Consider the following 23908-nt stretch of genomic DNA (forward strand, 5'->3'; position numbering starts at 1 on the left):
TCAGATGCAAAAACTGACATGTTTTAAAGCCTACGATATCCGCGGCAAACTCGGCGAGCAGCTTAACACCGATATTGCTTATCGTATTGGCCGGGCCTTTGGCGAATTTCTTCAGCCCAAACAAGTGGTGCTGGGGGGCGATGTCCGCGCCAGCTCAGAGGATCTGAAACAGGCGCTGGCAGAAGGTCTGATGGACGCAGGCAGTGATGTGATAGATCTTGGCATGACTGGCACAGAAGAGGTGTATTTCGCCACCTTTTATCTTGACGTTGATGGTGGTATCGAAGTTACCGCCAGCCATAATCCTATCGACTATAACGGCATGAAGCTGGTACAAAAAGGTGCCAGACCAATCAGCGGAGATAGTGGGCTGTTCGCCATTCAGCAGCTTGCCGAACAGGCCGATTTTAAGCCTGTTACGCAGCGCGGGAAATACAGCAGAAAATCGGTGGTGGATGCCTATATCGAACACTTGCTCAGTTATGTTGATTTAGCGCTGTTTGAACCTTTGAACATTGTAGTTAATTCCGGCAATGGTGCTGCAGGCCATGTTATTGATGCACTGGAGCAGGCGTTCACCCAACACAAAGTACCGGTGAACTTTATTAAAGTGCACCATCAGCCTGATGCGACTTTCCCCAATGGTATACCTAACCCACTGTTGGTGGAGAACCGCGCCGATACCCGCAGCGCTGTGCTGGAGCACAAAGCTGACTTTGGTATTGCCTGGGATGGTGACTTTGACCGCTGTTTTTTATTCGACGAGCAGGGCCGCTTTATCGAAGGGTATTACATAGTGGGTTTACTGGCTGAAGCTTTCCTGCAAAAAAATCAGGGCGCCAAAATCATTCATGATCCGCGTTTAACCTGGAATACCATCGATCTGGCAATCAGGGCAGGTGGCATGCCGGTGCAATCCAAGACCGGACACGCTTTTATTAAAGAGCGTATGCGCCAGGAAGATGCGGTGTATGGCGGCGAAATGAGCGCACATCACTATTTTCGTGATTTCGCGTACTGCGACAGCGGCATGATCCCTTGGCTGTTGGTTGCGGAGCTAATGTGTCGCAAAGCCCAGCCTTTATCTGAACTGGTCGACCAGCGCATAGCGGCTTTCCCTTCATCTGGCGAAATCAACTTCACGCTGTCAGATCCACAGCAGGCAATAGAGCGCGTTATGCAGCATTATCTGTCGGAAGCCTTGGTTGTGGACAGAACAGATGGTATCAGCCTGGAGTTTGCTAACTGGCGTTTTAACCTGCGAAGCTCAAATACGGAGCCGGTAGTACGGCTGAATGTGGAAAGCCGGGGTGATATTGATTTGATGCGCCGTTACACCGATGAAATCAGCAAGTTACTGGTGGCAGCATGAAAATTCTGGTGAACCATTTACTCGAACCTGCAAACCGTATTTCCGGGATCAGCAAATACTTATTTTCGCTGCTGGAAGAGCTGGTAAAAACCGGCAGGCATCAATACGTGTTGTTAACGTCGTGGGATGAGGAGTGCCTTCCCGCAGCACTTAGAACACCTGCGTTGACGGTAGTATCGGTTCCCTACATTGAGTCAACGCCGCGTAATCTGTTACGCCAGTTAACACTGGTGCCTAAGATCATGCAGCAGCAACATGCTGATATCGAATTTAACTGTAACCCTCTGGGGGGCTTTCTTGGTAGTTGGCCTAGAGTAACGGTAACGCATGATCTGTATTTTAATGTGTCACCGGCCTCTTACAAAGCGCATCACAGGCTGTGGTGGAAGCTGTTCTATCCGCTAACCTGCCGCTCTGCCAGCAATATTATCTGTGTTTCAGAAAATACCCAGCGAGATCTGGTGCGGTATTTCCCCCGGTATGCGGATAAAACAACTGTGATTGCTGAAGGGCCTTGCCTGAATGTGCCTGAGGGTATCAACAGCGACACACAACAGCGGGAGAACTTTGGGCTTTTTGTTGCAAACGTGTCGCCAAACAAAGGTGCCGATACCTTAGTTAAGGCGTTGGGTTTGCTGCGGGGCTGCCAGCGCGAGATAGTTGTTAAGCACGTCGGGGCCGACAACGAAGGTAAGTTTTCCCGGATGGTCGCAACTATTCCGGATGGCGTAGCGCCGGTGTCAATTGGTTATGTCAGTGACGCGGAGCTGAGCAGCTTGTATCGCAAAGCCAGATTTTTGGCATTCCCGTCGCGTTATGAGGGGTTCGGCTTGCCAGTTATAGAGGCTCAGGCCCACGGTACGCCGGTTATTGCCTCAGATATCCCTGTGCTGCGTGAAGTCGCTGGTGAAGGCGCAGTGTATTTCCCGCCGGGAGATGCCAGTGAGCTTGCCCGACATATGTATGCCTTATTAAATAATGACAAGATGTTCAGTGAGCTGTCAGAAAAGGCATTGCAGAATCAGAAACGATTCAGCTGGCGCAAAGCAGCCAGACAAACCGAACAGGTGTTTACGCAGCTAGGCTGCGCCACAGTGGCCAGCCAACGCCAGTTAAACTAACTTAAGGTAACAACATGACTTACAAATCAACACTTTTTTCAGTTCATCCGCTGGATCCCTATGGCAGTAAAGTTGGCGGTATTGAAACCCATGTACGTCAGTTACTGAAATATTGCCCGCCAGACATGCGGCTGGTACTGATCGGAGTAGACGACAGCGGTAAGCGGAAGCTTGGTGAGCTGACAGAAGTTGAGTTGTATGGTGGGCGCTTTTTATTTATGCCGATTATGCATTGTCAGCATGAAGCGGTGAACTCAGCGGCAAAGTCACTGTTTCAATCAACCACACTACGATTTTTTGTCAACTTTATCCGTTTCAGCGGCCGCATCCGTGCCCTGGCAAAAGAAATGCCGTCGAGTTTTGATATTCAGCGCTATGAGTTTTCCTGGTTGTGCCGCCTGTTTGGCTTTGATTATGTATTAACAACCCATGGTGATGCTAATCCGGATCAACCGATGGACTCGTTGCTGAGCCGCTACTGGTTTCTGCATAAGTTTAATGAGAAACACGCAGTTCATGGTGCACAGCACGTATATTCGGTTAACCAGCAGCAAACCGACAGGATCCGCGCCGATTATCCGAAAGCAGCAGCAAAAACGGATTTTATGACAGTAAGTGTGGACGACCAGCTGTTTAAACCAACACCTTACCTGCAGCTGGATGGGCCGTTGAAGGTCGCATTTGTCGGACGGTTAGATACATTTAAACGCCCGGGTATGATGTTTAAAGTGATAGCTGAGCTGGCCCGCCAAACTGATGATCAGGTCGAGTTTCATTATGTTGGTGCGGCAAAACCGCATAGTTTTGCCGAGTTTTCAAGCATTGCGCACCTGAGTACCTGTCATGGTTTTAAAACATCCGCTGACGTAGCAAAACTGTGGCCGCAGTGGCATATGGGGATCGTCACATCGGTATTTGAAGGCATGCCGGTGTATGTGCTTGAAGCCCTGTGCGCAGGCCGGCCGGTATGCTCTGTTAATTTGCCACAGCTGTCACTGGTGATCGATAACGACGTAAACGGTGCAGTACTCACGGCGAATGAAGACTCAGAGCAAATAGTGCAGCAGCTGGCTCAACAGATGTTGCAGTATTGGCAGAAAATACGCAGCGGCCAACTGCAACCGGAAGTAGTGAGCCAAATGGTTGCACCTTACAAAGCCAGTAATCAGATGCAGGTATTATTTGGCCGTCATCAACAATTACATTCTGACAATGGAGATGTCGTCACCCAAAGTTAAATATACGAGGTTTACCTATGGTTTCGCGCAGACAATTTATGCAACGTATGCTTGGTTTAAGTGCAGCAGCAATGCTGCCGCCAGCGATGGCAAATGCCGTTAAAAAAGCACCAGCCATTAAAACGGGGCAGGCCGCAGCGGCGACAGCTGTGGCGCAGTCGTCAGCAGGGACAGAGGTGGAGTCGTTACATCAGATAGCCGCGGCGTCAGGCCGGATGTTTGGTAGCGCCTTTGATATGGCGTCGGTTAACGACCCTCAGTATGGCGAATTATTAAGACACCATTGCGGTATTTTAACGACAGATTATCAGTTTAAGTTTGCCACACTAAGGTGGCGTGAAGAGTCGATAAATTATTACAAGGCAGACCAGTTGGTTGCATTTTGCCAGTCTGCCGGGCTTCCAATCCGCGGGCATACGTTAATTTGGAACGAATGGAACCCGGAGTGGCTGAAACAAGCCGCTCCCAGTCATGTTGCCTATTGGTTGGACCGTCATATCGAAGAGGTAGTAGGACGCTATGCCGGAAAGTTTCATTCCTGGGATGTGGTTAATGAGCCGATGTGGCCGGGCCACAATAAAGAGTTTGGCCTGCGCTCCGGGCCGTGGTTCCGAGCAATGGGGCCGGCGTATATCAAACGGGCCTTTGAAGTGACAGCGCGCACAGATCCGGCGGCTAAGCGTGTGCTGAACGAAGCCTGGCTTGAGCGTGCAGACCATTGGGGCCGTGGACTCAGAGCCGCATTTTTGCCGATGCTTGATCAGTTGCTGGAACAAGGCACACCGATTGATGCGATAGGGCTGCAATGCCACCTGGCACCGGATAATCTGGATATGGATGCCTTTTTGCAATTAGTCGAGCAGATTCAGCAGCGCGGACTGCCAATCTATGTCACTGAACTTGATGTTAACGATCAGATCTTTGCCGATGATATCGCTGAGCGCGATCAACACGTTGCGGCAGTATATTCTGATTTTTTGCAGGAGCTGTTGCAACAACCCGGCATTGAAATTATTCAGACCTGGCAGTTAAGTGATAAATATTCGTTCTATCAGGGCCGGCAGGAGCGTCAGGTCAGGGTGCTGCCGTTTGATCGCGAGATGCAGGTAAAACCGGCCTACCATGCGATTGCCCAGGCGCTGGCGATACCGCGAAATGACTAATATCTCTGTTATACCCCCCATAGGCGCGACATTAAACGCCAAACCACATTACAGTCATATTGCCCTGGCACGTGGGCTCAGTATTGTATTGGTTGCCTTTGGCCACAGCGCGCTGGCTGACATGCATGTCGCTGCAGAAGCGTTAGGCGTTGTCAGAATGCCGTTTTTCTTTTTGCTGGCAGGGTTATTTTTTGCACCGCCGTCAAATCTGATGCACTACTGTCGCAAAAAAAGCATTGTGCTGTTAAGCCCCTATTTTTTCGTACTGACAGCAATAGGCATAAAGCAATGGCTTGCCGGCGGTGATCTGCTCAGTTATCTGTCAGGTATGCTGTACGGTAATGGCCAGACTATCGCCTGGACACCTTTGTGGTTCTTACCGCATTTGTTTTTATTGTACTCGCTGGCAGCACTGACTCTTGGCCACGCAGCGTTCCGGCGTTTGCAACACTGGCAGCAGTATCTGATTACAGTAGTGTGGCTTATCGTTGCCGGTGCCGTGCTGAATATTATGCAGATACATGTATTTGCCACTGCTGCTGGTTTATTACATACCGGTTTGCCGTGGGGGGCAGATTTTGCCCCGGTGTCGCTGGGGTATTTTGCACTGGGCTATCTGTTGCGCCAGCAGTTTGTGCAGGCACAGTTTAGCCTGATAAAACTAATTGGGTTTACTGCGTTATTCTGCGCACTGGTTTATCTGTTAAATGCAGCGGTGGATTTTAACCTTCGGCTGTATACACCCGCACTATTATTACCCGTCATTATCTTGCCCGGCTGTTTCATGCTATTGCAATTTGCTTTACTGCTAAGCCAGGTTCCGCTGCTGAGCAAAGCGTTTACGCTGTGTGGCCGGTACAGCTTGTATATTTTAATTTTCCACGTTTTTTTGCAGCAGGTGCTCAGCCGCCACCTTGGTAACGCGGCACTGTGGCAGCAAGGTACTGTGCTGGTGGGCAGCGTTGTGCTTTCGGTCGCAGCAGGCTGGTGTATACGCAGAGTGGTGTTGCTGCGCTATTGTTTTGAACCGCTGAATGCAGGTGTCGGAGTAACCCGATAATGCTGATTTCTAATACGCTAAAATATCTGCCATCGCAGGTGCTTGCGCCGCTGTCACAGTTTCTGTCTATTATTCTCTGGACCTATTTTGCTGATGAGAAGCTGATTGGTTACATCACGCTTATTACGGCGTTTCAGGAACTGGCAATGGCGATGTTCGTAAACTGGTGGATGCACTATGCGATGCGGGAGTATGGCCATTTCAAGCAGCATAACCAGCTAACTTCTTTCTGGCAGACATCCCGCTGTGTTATCGCTGTTTCATCTGCGATCATGGTAACGGCAGCCTTGTTGAACTTAGTGTTGTTTGTCGATAACGCTGCCAGCCCAACAGTGTGTGTTCTGGTTGCATTATATGCAGTTTTTCGGGCGCGTAATAATTTTAATGCTGCGATAGCATCGCTGGAGCAGCAAATTCTGCGCTATTCGATATTGACCAGTATCGGGCCCTTTGTCGGGCTTTTTATTGGCGTAGCATTACTGTATCAGTTTGGTAGCGATCCGCTTTACCCTTTACTGGGGTATGTATTAGGCGAAATGCTGGCGACAGTACTGGCGCATCAGCGACAGCAGATCAGACTTAGCTGGCAGCCTGACTCTCAAACCGTTAAGCAAGCACTGCATTATGGTTTGCCGATGATAGGTGCTGCCTTGTGTGCCTGGTTGATCCTGCAATACCCGCGTTACTTCATTGCCGGGACTTTGAGCCTGGAGCAGGCGGGGCTTTACGCAGTGGGTGTAGGGCTTGGCCTGCGTATTGCGTCGCTGATTACGATGATGGTGACGCCTGCTGCACTGCCACTATTATTTAAGCTGGTACATGAACAAGGGCAACAGGCAGCGGTTGCTCAGCTTCAGCAAAATCTGTTGCTGCTGTTAGTCGTTCTGCTCCCCGGTTTGCTTGGCCTGTACACTATTATGCCTGTGCTGGTGCCTGTGCTGGTGGAACAGCGCTTCGTTGAGGCGACGATGCAGGTTATGCCGTGGGCATTGCTGGCCGGTGGTATAGAAGCAATCAAAAATGGTTATCTGAACCATTACTTTTTTATTCACAAAAAGACAGCCAGCATTTTTATTTACGACACAGCTATGGCTATCGCGGTAGTAGGATTGTGCTTTTTCATGGTTAATCTGTTTGGGATACAAGGTGGTGCTATGGCCACTGCTGTTGCTCTGGCGGCAGGTATTGGTGGTATTGTATTGTGGCTGGTGCTCAGTGCCCGAGTCTGTTTGCCGTATATCAATATACTGAAAACGGTGTTTGCTGTGACGGTGATGTTTTTACTGGTTGACAAGGTGTCAGCGGCAACTGCTGTTACTGCACTGGCGCTGAAAATATTTGTTGGCGCGCTGTCGTACACTGCACTTATGCTGCTGATGTTCAGACAAGATATCAGCGGCCTGATACGGCTTCGTCATTCTGCGGGTTAATATGCCAGATATTTTTCAGCGTAATATGCTAATGCCTGCTCCGCAGCTCAGTTTACTGGTATTGGCGCTGGCGATAATCGCCTTGTTCAGTTTATCGGGTAATGTGTTGTACCTGTTTGGTATTTCTTATGACTCTCCCGGTGGCAGCCCACTGCAAAAGATCCACCCGTCAAGCTACCTGTTATTGTTAAGCATGATGATCTGGGCTTTGTACCGAGGTGGCATACAGCAATTGTATTCGCTTACGTTGCTGCGCAGCCACTTCTTGCTACTTGCCGCTGCAGTTTGCTTGTTACTGCAGGATATTTTGCTCGGCCGGCCTTTGTCTTCGGCTATTGTAAGTTATGTTAGCGCAGCACTTTTTGTCATGCTGTTAAAAGCACAAAGCCTGAAACGTTTGTTACAGCTTAAACAGATATTACTGTTGTTGTTGTTCGCCAATGCGGCGGTTGGCGTATATGAATATTTAACCGGCGGGTTGATTGCGCCTCTGGTACTGACCGATATCAGCAGTGGTGACGTCATAGATACATCTCACTGGGGGCAGGTGCGTTCTGCCGGACTTATGGGACATCCACTAACAAGTACCATGTTAAGCGGGTTCTTTCTGGTGTGTTTTGGCGCGCGCTTTCTGTTTGCCAGAGTGTCGTTAGGGGAAAGCTTAACCGCAGTAATGTTGTTAGTTGCGTTGCCACTTTTCGGCGGTCGCGGCTCTATTCTGGCTTTTCTGCTAGTGCTATTGTTGATGCTTAGTATCAAAGGTGCGCAAAGCCTGCAGCGCCGCGCTATGTCGCGAAATGCTTTGTTGTATTTGTTATCCTCGCTACTGCTACTGCCTTTACTGTTGTATGCGGCTTATTTAGCCGGTTTACTGGATCCGGTACTTAGCAGAATGGAGGATGACCAGGGCAGTGCGTCAACCCGGCTTATTGCCATTGAAATAATGCTTGATACCCCGCTTATAAACATACTGCTTGGCGATATAGACCGTAGTTTAGCCGCTAAGGTACTGCTGTACGGTTCGCGCTACGGTATTGAAATTGGCTGGATAGCACTGACGCTTACTTACGGGGCGTTGTTGTCCGGTTTTCTGCTGTACGCACTTTATCTGAATCTTAGTCATTTATATCGCAAGCTATCAGCGTTGCTTATTTTCCCGTGGCTATATGCTGTTATCGCATGGAGCTCCGGCACTGGGATATCTGGCAAAACCATTATGTTAAGTGCAGCATTAATAATGACATTGTTGCTGTTTGCCGAAGAGCATGATGTCCGCCACGGTGCAATTACCGGCTGACGCTATAGCACGCCAAGCTGAACAAAATGTGAACATAATGTTGAATAAAGTATTAATTACGAGTGAAAAATTATAACCCAACAGGTTATAAATGTTCGTTTGTCACTGTTGCTGTGGACGCAGTAGTTTAGTAGCGATGCAGAATATCCGAGGTGTGCATAGCTGCAGTCCGGCCCGGCACCCCCCATATTCTGTGAAGCTGAACTAATGCGGAGCAGAAACCATGACTAACTCAATATTCCGTTATGAGCATTCGGGCTCATCAGTAGTATACCGGTTAATCGATCTGATGATTCTGGTAGCCGTATTTCTTAGCTGCTTGTATGTGTACCAGGTGCCTTTTGACAAAGAATACCTGCTGTTACTCAGTGCCTCTTTGGCTATCTACTCTTATCTGGCTGAATCGGTGCAGTTGTACCGCTCGTGGCGCGCGGGCCGGTTTTCACGCATGCTGGTGCATGTCGCCGTTATTCATACGGTGTCATTCTTACTGATCGTCGCCGGGCTATTCCTGTTAAAAGAAGCAGAAACATTCTCCCGACTGGTGTTAAGTACGTCTTATGTAGCAGGTTTATCTGTGCTGATCCTGTGGCGCCTGGTTGCCCGCGCGATAAAAACCTGGCGCCGCAAACGTGGTTTGAGCCTGCAACAGGTGGCGATTATAGGGCTGACGCCATCAGGTATCGCGCTGCGCGAAGAAATGGCTCAGCACATTGAGTTAGGTTTTAACTGCATTGGCTTTTATGATGACCGGACACCTGAAAGGCTTGAAGACATGCCAACAGAAGCACTGCTCGGTGATGTAGAAGCTGCGGTAAAGATGGCGCGGCGGGGCAAAATTGCCAAGTTGTATATCTGCTTGCCGATGATGGCAGAAAAACGCATAGCAGATATTATCAGCCGGCTTGGAGACACGACAGTTGATGTGTTGATGGTGCCGGAATTTCTGCTGAAAAACCTGATGCATGCCCGTATCGGTAATGTCGGTAACATCGATACGCTGAGTGTGTTTGAATCTCCTATGTTTGGTTTTCAGAGTTTTTACAAACGCAGTTTTGACTTATTGTTTAGCAGCACTGTGTTGTTATTAATATCTCCGCTTTTAATCCTGATTGCACTGGCTGTTAAGCTTACGTCAAGCGGGCCTGTGTTATTCCGTCAGGACAGATATGGTCTGGATGGAAAAAAAATAGGTGTCTATAAGTTTCGTTCGATGAAAGTGATGGAAAACGGCGGCGCTGTAATACAGGCCAAACGTAATGACAAGCGTATTACGCCGGTCGGAGCGTTTTTACGCCGGACGTCATTGGATGAGTTACCGCAGTTTTTCAATGTGCTACTGGGCGAAATGTCAGTTGTTGGCCCAAGGCCACATGCCGTTGCGCATAACGAAGAGTACCGTAAACAAGTCGCCTTTTATATGTTGCGGCATAAAGTCAGACCCGGTATTACCGGTTGGGCGCAGATAAACGGCTGGCGTGGTGAAACGGACACGCTGGAAAAAATGGAAATGCGGGTGAAATACGATCTGGACTATATCCGAAACTGGTCGCTGCTGTTTGATGTCAGCATCGTATTTAAAACGGTATTTAAAGGCTTTGTTGATAAAAATGCCTACTAACAGGATACGTTAATGTCTCAACACTCTGGATTATGCCAGCCGCTGCTGGCATTACTATTTCTCAATAGTATACCGCTGTCAGCACAACAGCTGATGACAACGCCGATTAAAACAGCTTCGGGAGTCGATTTTACCCCGCAGCTGGATTTTGAAATGCGTCATGATGACAATATTGCCAATACCGCAGCTAACGAGCAAAGCAGCTGGATATCCATACTGACACCTGAGCTTAGCGCGCAGCTGCTGTCCGGCCCGAATCAGTACCGGGCTCTGGTTAAACTGGTCTCGGGTAGTTACTTAAGCAGTAAAGATGATAATTATCTCGATTGGCAGGCTCAGACATCAGCATTGCTTGAGCTGTCAAGTCGCCACCGTTTTGATATTTCAGCAAGTTATGCTGGTGCACATGAAGCCCGTGGTACCGGCATTACTGAAGGACAGGGTAATCAATTGAGCGAACCGGCAGAGCTACGTAATTTTCGCCTGAACGGTGCCTATGAATATGGCACCCGGAGTGGTCGTGCGCAATGGCGTCTGTTTGCCGGTTATTATGATAAACAGTATCAGAACTATGAAGATCTGACGCAGTTCAGAAATTACGACAGTACCAAAGTCGGGACAGAGCTATTTTATAATACCGGTGCCAGTACACATTTACTGGCCGAAGTGAATCAGGTGTATACCCGTTATGACCTGACCGACGTCACTGGCAGCCGGGACAGCGATACAACCAACTACCGCATCGGTGGGCGCTGGCAGCCAAGCGAGCTGACGGCGGCAGAGCTTCGGGTTGGCTATCAGAACCGGCAGTTTGACAACCCGCTACGACAGGACTTTTCCGGTGTCGCCTGGGACATGACATTGCAGTGGGCACCGCTGAGTTACTCGCGTTTTAATTTAAGCACCGGGCGTCAATCAAAAGAGCCTGACACGCAAGGTGATTTCGTCAAAGAAACCCATTACAGCCTGTTCTGGACCCACAATTGGCAGCCCCTATTCAGCACCCGCGCTGGTATCAAAAGGGTAGAGGATGAATATACCGGTTTTGACCGCAGCGACACGCTAATGCGCTATCAACTCAGCGCTCACTATTCTGTTATGCCACAGTTACTGCTGGGTGCCGGGGTTGTGTTACACCGCAACGACTCTACCCAGGACAATATCCGTTTTGATAAAAATGAAGTGTTTGTCAATCTGCAGTTAGCGTTATAAGGATCACTATGACGAAATACGTAATCGCCATATTGTTATGTTTGTTTGCCTGGCAAACCAAGGCGCAAGAGCAATATCTGCTTGGACCGGGGGATGTCATTATCATCAAGGTATATGGTCAGGAAGATCTGGAATTGCAAACCCGCCTGACAGACAGCGGCACCATTAATTATCCGTTCCTGGGTGAGTTACAGCTTACAGGCATGAGTATCAAGCAGGTTGAAAATGTGATTTATCAGGGCCTTAAAGGTGATTATCTGGTAGAACCCAATGTGTTTGTCGGCATGGTGGAATACCGGCCATTCTATATCCATGGTGAAGTCAAACTACCCGGTGGTTACCCCTATCAGCCAGGCATGACGGTAAACCAGGCTATAGCTCTGGCAGGGGGCCTGACCGAGCGGGCATCACGCGACAAGATCCTCATCTCCCGTGAAGGCCAAAAGAACCAGCACGAAAATGGCAACCTGAACAGCCGCATCCTGGCCGGCGATACCATCACTATTGAACAGAGATTTTTCTGATTATGGCCGTAAATTCTACCAACACTCCGCTGACATCAGGCGAACAGCTGGTTGACCTGAGTAAACTTTTTGCAGCGATAGGCCGCTACAAGTGGCGCATTATTTTGCTCGCCATCGTTAGCGCAGTTTGCGCAGCACTGATTGCGCAGAATATGACACCCATTTACCGCTCTACAGCCACTTTGTTGATTGAGGCTCAGGCTGCACGGGCAATAAAAATTGAAGAGGTGTATGGCTTTAACTCTTCTCAGGAAGAGTATTACCTGACCCAATTCGAAATTTTAAAGTCCCGCTCTATCGCCGAACGGGTATATGATGAGCTGAGCTTAGCCGGTCATCCGGCATTGCAGAGTAAGCCCACCTTGTATCGTCAGGCGATGAACTTTGTTAAAACACAGCTGGGTATTAAAGAAGAGGTTGTTGCGGACAGCGAGCTTAGCAGTGCACTGACGCGTAAACGCCGGCTTGACGGTTTTAGCCGCAGCATTCAGATCAGCCCGGTGCGCAAAACACAGCTGGTTAATCTCAGCTTTCAATCTTCAGATCCGCGCCTGGCACAGTCGGTTGCCAATGCCATTGGTGAAGCTTATATCGCCAGTCAGCTTGATGCCCGGTTAGGGATAACACAAAAAGCAAACAGCTGGCTAGGCGGCCGGCTGGGTGAGCTACGTGAGCGACTGGAGCAGTCAGAAGCCAGGCTGGAGGCATTTCGCGCTGAGCATAACCTGGTCGATGTTGAAGGGGTGACGGCATTAGATGCCAGAGAGCTGGAACGCCTGAATGAAGAGCTTACCGATGCGCGCTCAAAGAAAACCAAAGCCGAAGGCTTTCTTGCCCTGGTCAGGCAGTTTGACCAACATGATATTGCCGGCTTAGAAAGCTTGCCTGAGATAACGTCGCACCCGTCGGTACAGAATGTAAAGCGTGAAGTGATGGCGGTCGAGCGTAAGTTCTCGGAGCTGAGCAAAGTATATGGGCCCAAACATCCCAAGATGATTGCGGTTCAGGCCGAGTTGTTAACAGTAAACAACAGCTTACGTCAGCAGATCGGCCGTTTGATCGAGGGGATTGAAAAAGAGGCCCAAAGCGCAGCACGCCGGCTGGCGGCTCTGGAGCAGCAATTCAACCGCACTAAAACGGCGTTTTCAAGCTTAGGGTCGGTTGAGTCAGATTACCGCAGGTTGCAGCGTGAGGTTGAAACCAATCAGCTGTTGTTCGAAAGCTTTTTTGCCCGGCAAAAAGAGACTGAGGTCACCGGTGATTTTGATGCGCCGATAGCCCGCTTTACCGATAGAGCAGTGCTGCCGTCGGAACCGGTTAAACCGAATAAAAAGATGATTGTCATGCTGACGTTCGTCAGCACCCTGTTGCTTGGCACAGTCTTGGCGCTGTTACAGGATGCGTTTAACGACACGATTAAAAACACCGCTGACGCTGAGCAGGAACTGGCGCAATGCGCGCTGGGGCATTTACCCAGAAGCAAGAAAAAGAAAAACGAGCAACTGCGCAGCCTGGCATATTTTGATCCGAAGCAGCGCCGTTACAGTGAGGCTGTACGTAATATTCGTACAGCAATGTCCTTAATGGCCCTTGATAAACCGCTGCAAGTGATTGAGGTCACCTCATCTGTACCGCAAGAGGGTAAAACCACTGTCAGTATGAACCTGGCTTTTGCTTACGCCGCGCTTGAACGGGTGCTGCTGATTGACGCTGACTTGCGTAAACCGGCCGTTGGCGCGCGTTGCAAACTGCCAAGCTATCAGCCTGGCCTGGCGAATGTGCTGGCTAAGACTGCCTCACTGGAAGAATGTATCGTTAAAGATGTGCAGGACGGAGTCGATGTGATGCCAGCCGGCGCAGTGCCGCTGAATCCGATGGAGCTGTTAGCCGGTTCCGGTATGCAAAGCTTGCTACAGCAGTTAAAAGGCCAGTACGACAAAATCATCATAGACACGGCGCCGGTGCAGGCGGTAAGCGATCCTCTGCTACTGGCACCGCTGGCAGATGCTGTTGTGCTGGTGGTTAAAGCCGAGCGCACACGCATTCCTGTGATTAAACATACATTAGGTCAGCTGCATCAGGCGCATGCCCGAATGTATGGCGTGGTGCTCAATCAGGTTAAAAGTGACAAAGCGGAGCCTTACTATGGCAATTACGGCGCTTAAAGGCTCAATCTAATGTTTGATTTACATAACCATATTTTGCCGGGAATAGATGATGGCAGCCGTGATATGGCCGAGTCGCTGCAGTTACTGCGCCTTGCCGCAGAGCAGGGGATAAGTCATATGCTTGCCACTCCCCATATTAACCCGGGCCGTTACGATAACAGTGCTGCTGGCATCAAGCACGCCCTGGACTGCTTACGTCAGGCTGCCAGTGAGCAACATATCAACATCAGTGTTGCAGCTGCAGCTGAAGTGCGTATCAGCAGTGAAATGCTGCCGCTGGTTGAACAGGGCAAGTTACCGTTTATCGGGCAGTATCAGGGACGAAATATCGTGCTGCTGGAGTTGCCGCACAGCCATGTTCCACCCGGTAGTGATAAGTTACTGGCCTGGCTTGGCCGGAAAAATATCAGCGTGATGCTGGCGCATCCGGAGCGCAACCGCGATTTGCTGGCTGAACCGGAGCGAATTAAGCCGTTTATGAAAGCCGGTTGTTTGTTTCAGCTAACGGCTGGTGCGCTTGACGGCGATATGGGGCCGGACGTTATGGCGCTGGCCCGGCACTGGTTAACACAAGGGTTGTATCACATCATTGCCAGTGACACGCATTCGGTTAAACGCCGGCCCCCGAAACTTGGGCAGGCATTTGAGTATGTGAAACAGGTTCAGGGGGAAGAACAGGCGCACCGGCTTTGCGTTAGCAATCCGGCCGAGCTGTCTGCGCCTGTATTCGAACGCGGCATGTTACTGAGTTAAAAAAAAGTATCAACACTCTGCAACAGGTTGTAGTTATCATCTACCAGCCATAAGCTGCGCCATTTATCAAAGGTCAGGCATGGATGTGATGTGCTGAGCAGCACAATATCGCCAATATGGGGCTGGATAGTGCCGCTGTAGCGCCAGAACGCATGCTGATCCATTACTTTTATCGTCTCGCAGCCCTTAGGTTTGTCGCTTAGCAACTTACCATCGCGGTAAACCGCAATCGCCTGCGGCAAGCCTGCGTCAAAGGCCGCGTCACGTTTACCAAAGCCGAGCACGGCCAGCCCCGGTTCCGGTAGAGACTGCACATAAGCCGCCAACTCCAGCGCACTGGATAAACTGTCACCCAGACGACAGGCAAGATGACTGCGCGACATCAGCTGTTGCTGCGCCTGTTCGTATATGCCTTTGTCATGGCTGATATAACAGCCCGGGCGAAGCACGATACGCATAGTATCGGGTAAAGTAGCTTTGTTAAGTTCAGTGGCAACAATGTCATACCAGACTGAGCCTGCGCCGCTTATCAGCGGTTGCTGGTATTTAAGCAGCTGTTGTCTGGTCAGCGCTTTCGCCAGCGCGGCAGCACGCTGTACAAACTGGCGCACATCGCGCTCGGTATCATCACTTTTTATTACGCCCTCGTAGAATTCGATACCTGCCAGGCTTAAGCCGGGCAGGGTAGCAATATGTTGTGCCAGCTCCGTTGCCTGCTGATTAGTCCGGCAACCGCAGCGACCACCGGGTACACCAAGCTCAATCAGTACCGGTAAAGTAAGTTTTTCGGCGGCAAAAAAAGCTGACAACGCGCTGGCATTGGCATGACTGTCAACACAGACATAAATATTACATCCCCTGCCAACAACCGCTGCCACCAACGCCATATTGGCGCGACCAATCAACTGATTGGCCAGAATGATTTGCTGCGCACCGGCCTGGGCGGCAACTTGTGCCTGATAAGCCGTAGCGACTGTGATACCCCAGGCGCCACTGGCCAGTTGCTGCTGGAACAGCCAGGGCGTCATGCTGGTTTTACCATGTGGAGCAAGCGACACGCCACAGCTATTGGCAAAGCGTTGCATCCATTGCAAATTATGCTCAACGGCAGACTGCTTAAGCACAGCCGCTGGCAGGCAGATATCCTGCTGCAGTAAATTCAGTTGCCGGTTTAATTGCTGCGGTGCTGCAGCTTTATGCCCAGAATTTTGGTACTTCATAACATCTCGCTATTAACTAATTGCTATCCAGATTGAAGTGTAACCAGTAAATTGCTGTAAATAAGCGATATTAATGTTTACTTTTGCATCAGCATGGTACAAAGTATCTTTTATGTCTAGAGAAATGTTACTTTAGCAAAAGTTACTCTGTAACACCATTGCTAAAGGTTTCAGCCCGGCGGAAAAAGTAATGAGTTACGAAATAGATGTGTTGTCACGCATTTCTGAACGTTTTGTCGAAATGAGTGAATCGGAACAAAGGGTAGCGCAGCTGATCCTGGACAATGTCAAAGCTGCAACCGAGATGAGTATCGCTAAACTGTCGGAGCAGGCCGGTGTAAGTCAGGCAACAGTTACGCGTTTTGCCCGCACCGTTGACTGTAAAGACGTGCGTCAGCTTAAAGTGAAGCTGGCGCAATCGCTGGCTGTCGGCCAGCGCTTTGTTGAAGAAACACCCGATCTTGACGGTATTCAGGGTGTGTACGAAGCAATAAAAAACACGCTGGACCTGAGCCGCAAATTGCTGGTAGAGGCCGATATCAAACTGGCAGTCAGTTATCTGCAAGGCGCCAGAATGATTTTTTGTATCGGCATGGGCGGCGGCTCTTCTATCGGATCACAGGAACTGCAGTACCGACTGTTTCGTTTTGGTATGCCGGTGTGCAGTTATCAGGATGGTTTACTTACCCGAATGGCCGCTGCTGCAGTTGAACCTCAGGATGTCCTTGTTGCCATTTCTCTGACCGGTAACACAGCAGAAATCATTGACTCTGCAGCCATAGCGCGCCAATACGGTGCCAAAGTTATTGCCATTACCAAACCCAGCTCAGCACTTGCTGCCAATGCCGACATCGTGCTGGGTCTGCAGGCACCGGAAACCGACTTTATCTATAAGCCATCGGCTTCACGCTACGCCATGCTGGCGATTATCGATGTGCTGGCGACCGAAGTTGCTAAACAGAATAAGCGTAAATCACGCGACAAATTGCGCCGTGTCAAGCTATCGCTGGATAGCCATCGCGGTGGTGACGAGCGTCAGCCGCTTGGAGACTAAACCGTTATGACGATAAAACGCTATGGTATCGATGAAAGTACCGGTACCGGTGGCCAAAAGCTGCCCTTTGCCAAAGCTGTAGAAGCCGCTGGCTGGCTGTATGTGTCAGGCCAGACACCCATGCGAAATGGTGAGGTCGTTGAGGGCGGTATTGTTGAGCAGTCGGAACTGGCACTGCAAAACTGCATAGACATTATGCAGCAGGCTGGCTATCAGTTGGCGGATGTTGTGCACGTAAAAGTGTATCTGACAGATGCGCGTTACTTTGCAAGTTTTAACCAGGTATTCCGCCGGGTGTTTGCTGAGGCGCCACCTGCCAGGATTTGTGCGGTGGCTGACCTGGTGGTCGACTGTAAAGTTGAGGTTGATTTGACCTGTTACCGCGCTGATCGCTGCTGATATGAACGGCACACTGTTTCTGCTTGGTTTTGGTCTGTATCTGTTGCTGATGATTACCATCAGTTATCTGGTATCACGCAGGCAAAGCAGCAGTGAAGATTTTTTGCTGGCCGGACGTAAAGTGTCCGGCACGCTGACACTGGGAACCACTGTCGCGACGATGATTGGTACCGGCACCAGTATGGGAGCTGTAGGCTATGCCTATCAGCATGGTTGGGGAGGCATTTTGTATGGTATCGGCGGTGCCGTTGGTATTTTACTGACAGCCTGGCTGTTTGCACCGCTGCGGCAATTGCGTTTTATGACAATGAGCGAAGAGCTGTGTTACTACGTTGGTGCCAACCAATGGGTAAAGCATTGCAGTGCGGTGCTTATCTTCCTGGCGTCACTGGGCTGGCTCGGCGCGCATATTATTGGTGGCGCCCTCTATTTATCCTGGGCCACGGGCATAAACTTACTGCATTCCAAATTACTGATCGCAGGTGCCTTTACTCTGTACGTTATGATAGGTGGTTATAAGGCGGTGGTTTGGACCGACAGTCTGATGGCTGTGCTGCTGTTTTGTGGATTTATTGTGATGAGTGCCGCTGCGGTGCATATTAGTGGTGGTATAGCACCACTTGCTGGTTTGGTCACTGAAGCGCTGCATTCCGGTCAGATGAAAAGCCTGCCGTTGCTGCCGGCTATTTCTCTGGCGGTGGTCGTGGCAGTGGGCGTGATGGCGACACCGTCATTTCGGCAACGTATTTATGCTGCACGCAGCGTCAATACGGTCAGGCGTTCGTTTTTGCTGTCAGGCGGTTTATATCTGTTATTTGCCTCTTTACCGGCCGTCATTGGTATTACCGCATTTTCACTGGCACCCGAGCTGGATAATCACCAGTTTGCCTTCAGTACGGTGGCCGTTATGTTGCTGCCAGCCGCTTTGGCAATGCTGGTGTTGCTGGCTGGCCTGTCGGCTACGTTATCCTCTGCCAGTTCAGATGCTATTGCTGCCGTGTCGGTACTGATCCGCGATTTATACCAGGCAGTAACGGGGCAGATGCCGCCGGTTAATAAAGCCGTGCGCTACGCCAGACTGGCTGTGCTAGTAGTGTCAGGCTGCGCATTACTGCTGGCTCTGCTATCCGATGATTTAATCAGCTACATCAGCAACATGATCGCGACGCTGATTGCCGGTATGTTTGTTGTCGCTGTACTTGGCCGGTTTTGGCAGCGGCTTAACTGGCAGGGCGCATTGGCGGCGATGCTGACAGCTGTATTTACCTCGCTGTTGCTGTTAAGCCAACCGCTCTGGCTTGCACTGTGGGGAAACCCCTGTATTCCGGCTGTCAGCTGTGCTTTTTTTGCAGCAGTGCTAGTCAGCTTGCTGACGCCGGCATCCGCAGTAAGCCGGGATCTGGCATTACAACGTATTACGGCGCAGCGGGAGCTAAACCCTGTTGTGCAGCAAGAGCAAAACGGACGCCCTGTCACGCTGGAACAGCGGTACTGAATTCAATGAGGGTTTATGCGTATTTTTACTGCCTCGCTGGCAACTGAAACCAACACGTTCTCGCCGATGTATACCGATGTGCATAGCTTCTATCAGAGCTTTTATGCGCCACCAGGCCAACATCCGGACACACCTACGTTATGCAGTGCACCACTGATTGCTTGCCGTGAATACGCCAGCAGCAATGCCAGTATTGAAGTAATAGAAGGCAGTTGCAGTTGGGCTGAGCCAGGCGGCTTGCTGAACCGGCAGTCTTATGAGCAGTTACGCGATGAAATTTTGCTGCAATTGCGTCAGGCTATGCCGGTGCAGGCGGTACTGCTTGGCTTGCACGGTGCTATGGTGGCGCAGGGGTATGACGACTGTGAGGGTGACTTACTAACGCGGGTACGTGAAATAACCGGGCCAGATGTGTTTATTGGTGCCACGTTAGACCCTCATAGCCACCTGACACCTGACCGGCTCAAAGCGTCTGATGTGCTCATAGCATTTAAAGAGTTCCCGCATCTGGATTTTATGCAGTGCGCGCGTGATTTGGTGCGCCTGGCGGTGGCAGCAGTGCAGCGTGAGGTTAAGCCCAGCATGAGCAGTTTCGATTGCCGGATGATAGATGTATTGCCAACCAGCCATGAGCCGATGAAATCCTTTATCACGAAGATCCGTCAGTTAGAGCAACAACCGTCAGTGCTGTCGATTTCGGTTATTCATGGTTTTATGGCGGGGGACGTGCCATATATGGGCACGCAATTGTTGGTCGTCACTGATAACAAACCTGAACTCGGGCAGCAACTGGCAAAACAGCTTGGGTTGGAACTGTTTTCTTTCCGCGGACGCACTTTACCGCGGTTTGACAGCATAGAAACCGCACTGACGTTAGCCGTACAAAGTAAGGGCACGACTGTGCTGGCCGACGTCTGGGACAACCCGGGTGGCGGTGTAGCAGGGGATGGCACCTTAATTTTGCAGCAGATACTTGCACGTAAACTGACCAATGTAGCTGTTGGGACTATTTGGGATCCTATGGCGGTTAAGTTGTGTTTTGCCGCCGGAGAAGGCGCCCGGATAAGCTTACGTTTCGGTGGTAAAAGTTGTGCCACTGCTGGCGAGCCAATAGACAAAGTAGTGCAGGTTGTCCGGCTTAAAGCCAATGCTGAGCAGCAGTTTGCCGACAGCAGTGTGCCTATGGGTGACTGTGCATTGATTAAATTTGATGGTATCGACGTTATTCTGAATACCAACCGCTGTCAGTCGTTTGACCCCAGCCTGTTCAGAGCCCTGGGTATTGCGCCGGAAGAGCGCAGCCTGCTGCTGATCAAGTCGACTAATCATTTTTATCAGGGCTTTGCGCCGCTGGCGGCGCAGGTACTTTATGTCGATGCCGGGGCGCCATACCCCAGCGATCCTAAGCGTAATGGCTACCGCCACCTGACCAGGCCGATATGGCCCATAGTAGAAGAGCCGTTCGCGCTATAGTGCAATGCGCTCAATGCAGCCACACTGCTGAATGGTGACATACAAAGTCTTTTCGTCACGGCTCAAGGCTACATTCGTCGGTAAGGCATTGTTTAGCCGGTATTCCTGCAACAGGTTGCCGTTTTTATCCAGTTTCGCTACCACGCCTTTGCCGTAACGCGCGATAAAGAGATTCCCCTGGCTGTCGGTGCGCATACCATCAAGGCCATATTCACTGAAGCGGGCAAACAGTGTTTTGTCAGCCAGGCTGTTATCCGGCAGGATCCGAAAACGCCATACTGTTCGCTGCACACTCTCGTTAACGTATAAAAATTGCTGGTCGGGGCTTACAGCAATGCCATTGGTTGTACCCATATCGGCGCGCATTAACTCGCTTTGGCCGTTTCGGCTAATGCGCCATAATTTGCCGCTGTTATCTGCCCAGTTCGGATCGCTGGCAAACAAAGTACCGTTTTGCATAATGGCCAGATCATTAGGCTGGTTCATCGTCTTGTTGTGGCTGAAGGTATCCAGCGTGCCGTTGTGATAACGCAGAATATTGTGGCCGGTATAGTCGGCGATATACATGGCGCCGTTTTCATCAAACACTATGCCGTTGCCGGTGCTGCCAGGGGCTAATGTAATGTAACGACTTGCACTGCCATCAGCACTGACTTTGCCGACGGTACCAGCGGTTGCAAAGTTGACAGCATACAGGTTGCCGGCAGTATCGACAGCCGGACCTTCTACCGCGCCGCTGAAAGTCCCCGCTTTAACCCAGATATGGCTGTGCGGAGTATGTTCGAGTAACTTTTGTAGTGGCCGGTGCAGGGCAATAATTATCTCATGCTGAATGGTCGCGGCCTGTTCAAGCTGCAGTGCGATGCTGTCGCGCTTTGTTTTTAAAAGCGGTTTTTGCTGTTCAATGCTGTTCAGCATTAACTGGCCTGACTGGCTTAATGCTACCAGTTGCTGCATCAGAGAGTTGTAAGGTTTGAGAGTTGCGACATTTGTTGCAAGCAGTCCGTTAGCGGCGGTTTGCCACTTCGCAAGCTGCTCATTAAGCCACTGCTTGTCGACAGCCTGGCGTTGTTCCAACCAAAGCTGCAACCGTTGTTCAAACTGGCGGACAGCGCTTTGCTCGGCTGGTAAGAAATCAGCCAGCAGGTTAAGCGGGGCATCCTGATGATAAATGCCGGTAGCAGACTTTTGATGCAGACGATGATAATAATGCGCGGGTTCAAAAGCCTCACTGACAGTTGCTAAAGCCTGTGAATGTTCACCTGCCAAAGCAGTATACCCCTGTTGCTGTTGCCTTATGTTCTGCAGGCTGAAGTGATTTAACCGCTCATTAAGCCAGCCGAGCCGCTGATACATACTGTCTTCGTCAGTGACATCCTGAGCTGACCATAGTCGCTCAGCAACAGCGAAACCATTCGGCCATAAGCGGATATCGATATTGTCTGGCGTCACCAGCTCGCCCCATAACGCCATTTCGCCACCGAGAATGTGTTGCGTTGTGCTGCCGTCAGTATCATAGGTGTAAGGAACGGGCGCTGCTACCGGTAACTTTTTATCCGCGCGTTGCTGTAGTGCTATTGCAGAACCGTTGACCTGGTAAGGCGCATTACCGACAATCAGCTTACCCTGTAGTGTTTCGCCAAGCGTAAAATCTGCAGTAAGCGGCCCCATCCAGCTATCAATCCGGAAGCTTAGTTTGTCAGCGTTTAAGACAGGTTGCTGTACGAAGGCCGGTGAGCGGCCATCAAACTCCATTAAAGCGTGCACTGTGCCGTCAGTAAGACCGAGCAGGGCCAACTTGCCTGTTATGGCGCTGCCGCGCAGCCGCTCGAAATCAAAATGCCAGGCAGACCAATGGGCAGGCGCTGATAAATCTGGCTGCGGCAGGTTTGCTGGCGCCGGGTCGTTACGGTAGTGAAAGGCGGCAAACTGTGGTTGGTCCAGATAATAGCCGGTCGATAATACGGTATCGTAACCTTCCGCAGCGGCCTGATGCAGCGATTCTACGCCACGCCATGACTGCACCAGCACCGATTTTGGTAAGCTGCCCTGCGTTATTTCATCCCAGCCCATCATAGTGCGGCCAGCCTGTTGCAGTATGCTGTGCAGCCGCTGGTTAAAGTAAGCATGTAACGCAGTAGCGTCAGCCAGCTGATGTTGTTGCATAAACTTTACGATATGAGCCGAGCCAAGCCAATGCTCGCTCAACACTTCATCGCCGCCGATATGCAGATAGGGATCAGGAAATACCGTTGTTACTTCCGTGATCAGTTCAGTCAGAAAGTCATAAACGGCTTCATTCGTTGGGTCCAACACGGCCGGATGCACTCCCCAGTGTTTTTCGGGTTGTTTCGGCCCGGGTTGGCTCATCAGTTCAGGATAAGCAATACCGAGAGCGGTCGTATGGCCCGGCAGGTCAATTTCCGGTACGACGCGGATGCCACGCTCCGCGGCATACTGTACCAACTGCCGTAACTGTTGCTGTGTGTAGTAGCCTTGTTTGCCTCCCAGCTGGTGTAACCTGGGAAAACGCTTTGACTCAAAACGCCAACCCTGGTCATCAGTCAGATGCAGGTGCAGCACATTCAATTTCACCGCCGCCATAATGTCCAGCTGGCGCAGCAAAGTTGGAAAAGGCAAAAAGCGCCGGGCCGGATCCAGTAACACGCCACGCCAGCTAAACCGCGGCGCATCATACAGCTGTAATGCAGGGGCTTTGCCATTTTTCTCCAGCTGTAATAGCGTTTCCAGACCGCGCAAAACACCGATTTCTGTTGTGGCGTCAAGTTCAATTTCGTGCTGGCTGATACGCAACTGATACTGCTCGTTCATCTGCACAACCGGTATATTGCTTTGGCGGGCGTCAGTGACTGTAATGCGCAAGGTTTGTTGTGGCGTGTCGGCAATATCGACGCCGGTTTGCAGAGCTAAGCGCTGAACAAACCGCTCTGTTGCCTGATTAAGCAAAATGTTGTCCGAGGCGTCGATATTAAAGCCAGAGCTGAAATCAAATTCTCCCTGCTGTAACACCAGTCTGGTCGGCACCGGTAGTAAATTAGGAGGCTCTGAAGCAGAAACCGTACTTATTAACAGCAATATAGAACAGCAGATAAATCGCATAAACAGCCAGCTTGAATTGTTACTTGGTAACATATTAATAAGCAATAAACGATAGGATGTCTATAATTCAATGCTATATGAAGGGATTTTTTGCACAATTTCTGTTTACTTTTTAATCTTGATGGTACAAAGTAACATTTAAGTGCGGTGGGCTTGGTAGTGCTACCGGCTTAATCCAGGAAGAACGA

The 23908-nt window shown here is 50.4% G+C and carries 18 protein-coding genes; 16 read left to right on the plus strand and 2 right to left on the minus strand.

Annotation, left to right across the window (positions count from 1 at the left end):
• The first annotated feature begins 4 nt into the window (after positions 1-4).
• The 12 genes from LHL18_RS00990 to LHL18_RS01045 all read left to right on the plus strand — a co-directional run bounded on the left by LHL18_RS00990 (position 5) and on the right by LHL18_RS01045 (position 14959).
• Positions 5-1372 carry a phosphohexomutase domain-containing protein gene (locus tag LHL18_RS00990; RefSeq protein WP_226765412.1) on the plus strand — a complete coding sequence of 456 codons (1368 nt, stop codon included), beginning with the start codon at positions 5-7 and terminating at the stop codon, positions 1370-1372.
• On the plus strand, positions 1369-2493 hold the full coding sequence (locus LHL18_RS00995) for a glycosyltransferase family 4 protein (RefSeq protein ID WP_226765413.1): 1125 nt from the start codon (positions 1369-1371) through the stop codon (positions 2491-2493). The genes LHL18_RS00990 and LHL18_RS00995 overlap by 4 nt, the downstream gene beginning before the upstream one ends.
• Before the next feature lie 14 nt (positions 2494-2507).
• Positions 2508-3731: a glycosyltransferase gene (locus LHL18_RS01000; protein ID WP_226765414.1), complete on the plus strand. Its 1224-nt coding sequence runs from the start codon at positions 2508-2510 to the stop codon at positions 3729-3731.
• 38 nt (positions 3732-3769) lie between these two features.
• Positions 3770-4894, plus strand: coding sequence for an endo-1,4-beta-xylanase (locus tag LHL18_RS01005; protein WP_166670426.1), 1125 nt, complete (start codon positions 3770-3772; stop codon positions 4892-4894).
• Positions 4887-5954: an acyltransferase family protein gene (locus LHL18_RS01010; RefSeq protein ID WP_226765415.1), complete on the plus strand. Its 1068-nt coding sequence runs from the start codon at positions 4887-4889 to the stop codon at positions 5952-5954. Before LHL18_RS01005 ends, LHL18_RS01010 begins: the two co-directional genes overlap by 8 nt.
• Positions 5954-7384, plus strand: a complete 1431-nt coding sequence (locus LHL18_RS01015; protein ID WP_226765416.1) for a lipopolysaccharide biosynthesis protein — start codon at positions 5954-5956, stop codon at positions 7382-7384. The genes LHL18_RS01010 and LHL18_RS01015 overlap by 1 nt, the downstream gene beginning before the upstream one ends.
• 1 nt (position 7385) lies before the next feature.
• Entirely contained in the window at positions 7386-8681 is a 1296-nt protein-coding gene (locus LHL18_RS01020) for a VpsF family polysaccharide biosynthesis protein (RefSeq protein WP_134054816.1), read from the plus strand.
• Between the two features lie 223 nt (positions 8682-8904).
• The gene (locus LHL18_RS01025; RefSeq protein ID WP_226765417.1) at positions 8905-10302 is read left to right on the plus strand and encodes an undecaprenyl-phosphate glucose phosphotransferase; all 1398 of its coding nucleotides are present in this window, start codon (positions 8905-8907) and stop codon (positions 10300-10302) included.
• Positions 10303-10314: 12 nt separating this feature from the next.
• Complete coding sequence (locus tag LHL18_RS01030; RefSeq protein ID WP_226765418.1) at positions 10315-11514, plus strand: outer membrane beta-barrel protein; 1200 nt, start codon at positions 10315-10317, stop codon at positions 11512-11514.
• An 8-nt stretch (positions 11515-11522) separates the two neighbouring features.
• Complete coding sequence (locus LHL18_RS01035) at positions 11523-12038, plus strand: polysaccharide biosynthesis/export family protein (RefSeq protein WP_226765419.1); 516 nt, start codon at positions 11523-11525, stop codon at positions 12036-12038.
• Between the two features lie 2 nt (positions 12039-12040).
• The gene (locus tag LHL18_RS01040) at positions 12041-14203 is read left to right on the plus strand and encodes a GumC family protein (protein ID WP_226765420.1); all 2163 of its coding nucleotides are present in this window, start codon (positions 12041-12043) and stop codon (positions 14201-14203) included.
• Positions 14204-14215: 12 nt separating this feature from the next.
• The gene (locus tag LHL18_RS01045; protein WP_226765421.1) at positions 14216-14959 is read left to right on the plus strand and encodes a tyrosine-protein phosphatase; all 744 of its coding nucleotides are present in this window, start codon (positions 14216-14218) and stop codon (positions 14957-14959) included.
• Here the strand turns inward: LHL18_RS01045 and LHL18_RS01050 are convergent.
• On the minus strand, positions 14956-16179 hold the full coding sequence (locus tag LHL18_RS01050) for an amino acid deaminase (protein WP_226765422.1): 1224 nt from the start codon (positions 16177-16179) through the stop codon (positions 14956-14958). The genes LHL18_RS01045 and LHL18_RS01050 overlap by 4 nt on opposite strands.
• Before the next feature lie 190 nt (positions 16180-16369).
• Between LHL18_RS01050 and LHL18_RS01055 the strand changes: the two genes are divergently transcribed.
• Genes LHL18_RS01055 through LHL18_RS01070 form a run of 4 tightly spaced genes read left to right on the plus strand, consistent with a single transcriptional unit; the run spans position 16370 to position 20600 of the window.
• On the plus strand, positions 16370-17233 hold the full coding sequence (locus tag LHL18_RS01055; RefSeq protein ID WP_134054802.1) for a MurR/RpiR family transcriptional regulator: 864 nt from the start codon (positions 16370-16372) through the stop codon (positions 17231-17233).
• Between the two features lie 6 nt (positions 17234-17239).
• On the plus strand, positions 17240-17632 hold the full coding sequence (locus LHL18_RS01060) for a RidA family protein (RefSeq protein ID WP_134054800.1): 393 nt from the start codon (positions 17240-17242) through the stop codon (positions 17630-17632).
• 1 nt (position 17633) lies between these two features.
• Positions 17634-19127 (plus strand): sodium:solute symporter family protein, encoded by a 1494-nt coding sequence (locus LHL18_RS01065; RefSeq protein WP_226765423.1) that lies wholly within the window; start codon positions 17634-17636, stop codon positions 19125-19127.
• A gap of 15 nt (positions 19128-19142) precedes the next feature.
• On the plus strand, positions 19143-20600 hold the full coding sequence (locus tag LHL18_RS01070) for a M81 family metallopeptidase (RefSeq protein WP_226765424.1): 1458 nt from the start codon (positions 19143-19145) through the stop codon (positions 20598-20600).
• On the opposite strand, the gene LHL18_RS01075 is transcribed toward LHL18_RS01070, so the two are convergent.
• Positions 20595-23753 carry a family 20 glycosylhydrolase gene (locus LHL18_RS01075; protein WP_319004153.1) on the minus strand — a complete coding sequence of 1053 codons (3159 nt, stop codon included), beginning with the start codon at positions 23751-23753 and terminating at the stop codon, positions 20595-20597. The genes LHL18_RS01070 and LHL18_RS01075 overlap by 6 nt on opposite strands.
• Positions 23754-23908: the final 155 nt, after the last annotated feature.

Origin of the sequence: Rheinheimera aquimaris (assembly GCF_020531985.1) — a bacterium.
Lineage (GTDB): Bacteria > Pseudomonadota > Gammaproteobacteria > Enterobacterales > Alteromonadaceae > Alishewanella > Alishewanella aquimaris.

Excerpts from the sequence above, each read along its gene's own strand:
- LHL18_RS00990 (WP_226765412.1), top strand. The coding sequence starts at position 5 with ATGCAAAAACTGACATGTTTTAAAGCCTACGATATCCGCGGCAAACTC.
- LHL18_RS00995 (WP_226765413.1), top strand. The coding sequence starts at position 1,369 with ATGAAAATTCTGGTGAACCATTTACTCGAACCTGCAAACCGTATTTCC.
- LHL18_RS01000 (WP_226765414.1), top strand. The coding sequence starts at position 2,508 with ATGACTTACAAATCAACACTTTTTTCAGTTCATCCGCTGGATCCCTAT.
- LHL18_RS01005 (WP_166670426.1), top strand. The coding sequence starts at position 3,770 with ATGCAACGTATGCTTGGTTTAAGTGCAGCAGCAATGCTGCCGCCAGCG.
- LHL18_RS01010 (WP_226765415.1), top strand. The coding sequence starts at position 4,887 with ATGACTAATATCTCTGTTATACCCCCCATAGGCGCGACATTAAACGCC.
- LHL18_RS01015 (WP_226765416.1), top strand. The coding sequence starts at position 5,954 with ATGCTGATTTCTAATACGCTAAAATATCTGCCATCGCAGGTGCTTGCG.
- LHL18_RS01020 (WP_134054816.1), top strand. The coding sequence starts at position 7,386 with ATGCCAGATATTTTTCAGCGTAATATGCTAATGCCTGCTCCGCAGCTC.
- LHL18_RS01025 (WP_226765417.1), top strand. The coding sequence starts at position 8,905 with ATGACTAACTCAATATTCCGTTATGAGCATTCGGGCTCATCAGTAGTA.
- LHL18_RS01030 (WP_226765418.1), top strand. The coding sequence starts at position 10,315 with ATGTCTCAACACTCTGGATTATGCCAGCCGCTGCTGGCATTACTATTT.
- LHL18_RS01035 (WP_226765419.1), top strand. The coding sequence starts at position 11,523 with ATGACGAAATACGTAATCGCCATATTGTTATGTTTGTTTGCCTGGCAA.
- LHL18_RS01040 (WP_226765420.1), top strand. The coding sequence starts at position 12,041 with ATGGCCGTAAATTCTACCAACACTCCGCTGACATCAGGCGAACAGCTG.
- LHL18_RS01045 (WP_226765421.1), top strand. The coding sequence starts at position 14,216 with ATGTTTGATTTACATAACCATATTTTGCCGGGAATAGATGATGGCAGC.
- LHL18_RS01050 (WP_226765422.1), bottom strand. The coding sequence starts at position 16,179 with ATGAAGTACCAAAATTCTGGGCATAAAGCTGCAGCACCGCAGCAATTA.
- LHL18_RS01055 (WP_134054802.1), top strand. The coding sequence starts at position 16,370 with ATGAGTTACGAAATAGATGTGTTGTCACGCATTTCTGAACGTTTTGTC.
- LHL18_RS01060 (WP_134054800.1), top strand. The coding sequence starts at position 17,240 with ATGACGATAAAACGCTATGGTATCGATGAAAGTACCGGTACCGGTGGC.
- LHL18_RS01065 (WP_226765423.1), top strand. The coding sequence starts at position 17,634 with ATGAACGGCACACTGTTTCTGCTTGGTTTTGGTCTGTATCTGTTGCTG.
- LHL18_RS01070 (WP_226765424.1), top strand. The coding sequence starts at position 19,143 with ATGCGTATTTTTACTGCCTCGCTGGCAACTGAAACCAACACGTTCTCG.
- LHL18_RS01075 (WP_319004153.1), bottom strand. The coding sequence starts at position 23,753 with ATGTTACCAAGTAACAATTCAAGCTGGCTGTTTATGCGATTTATCTGC.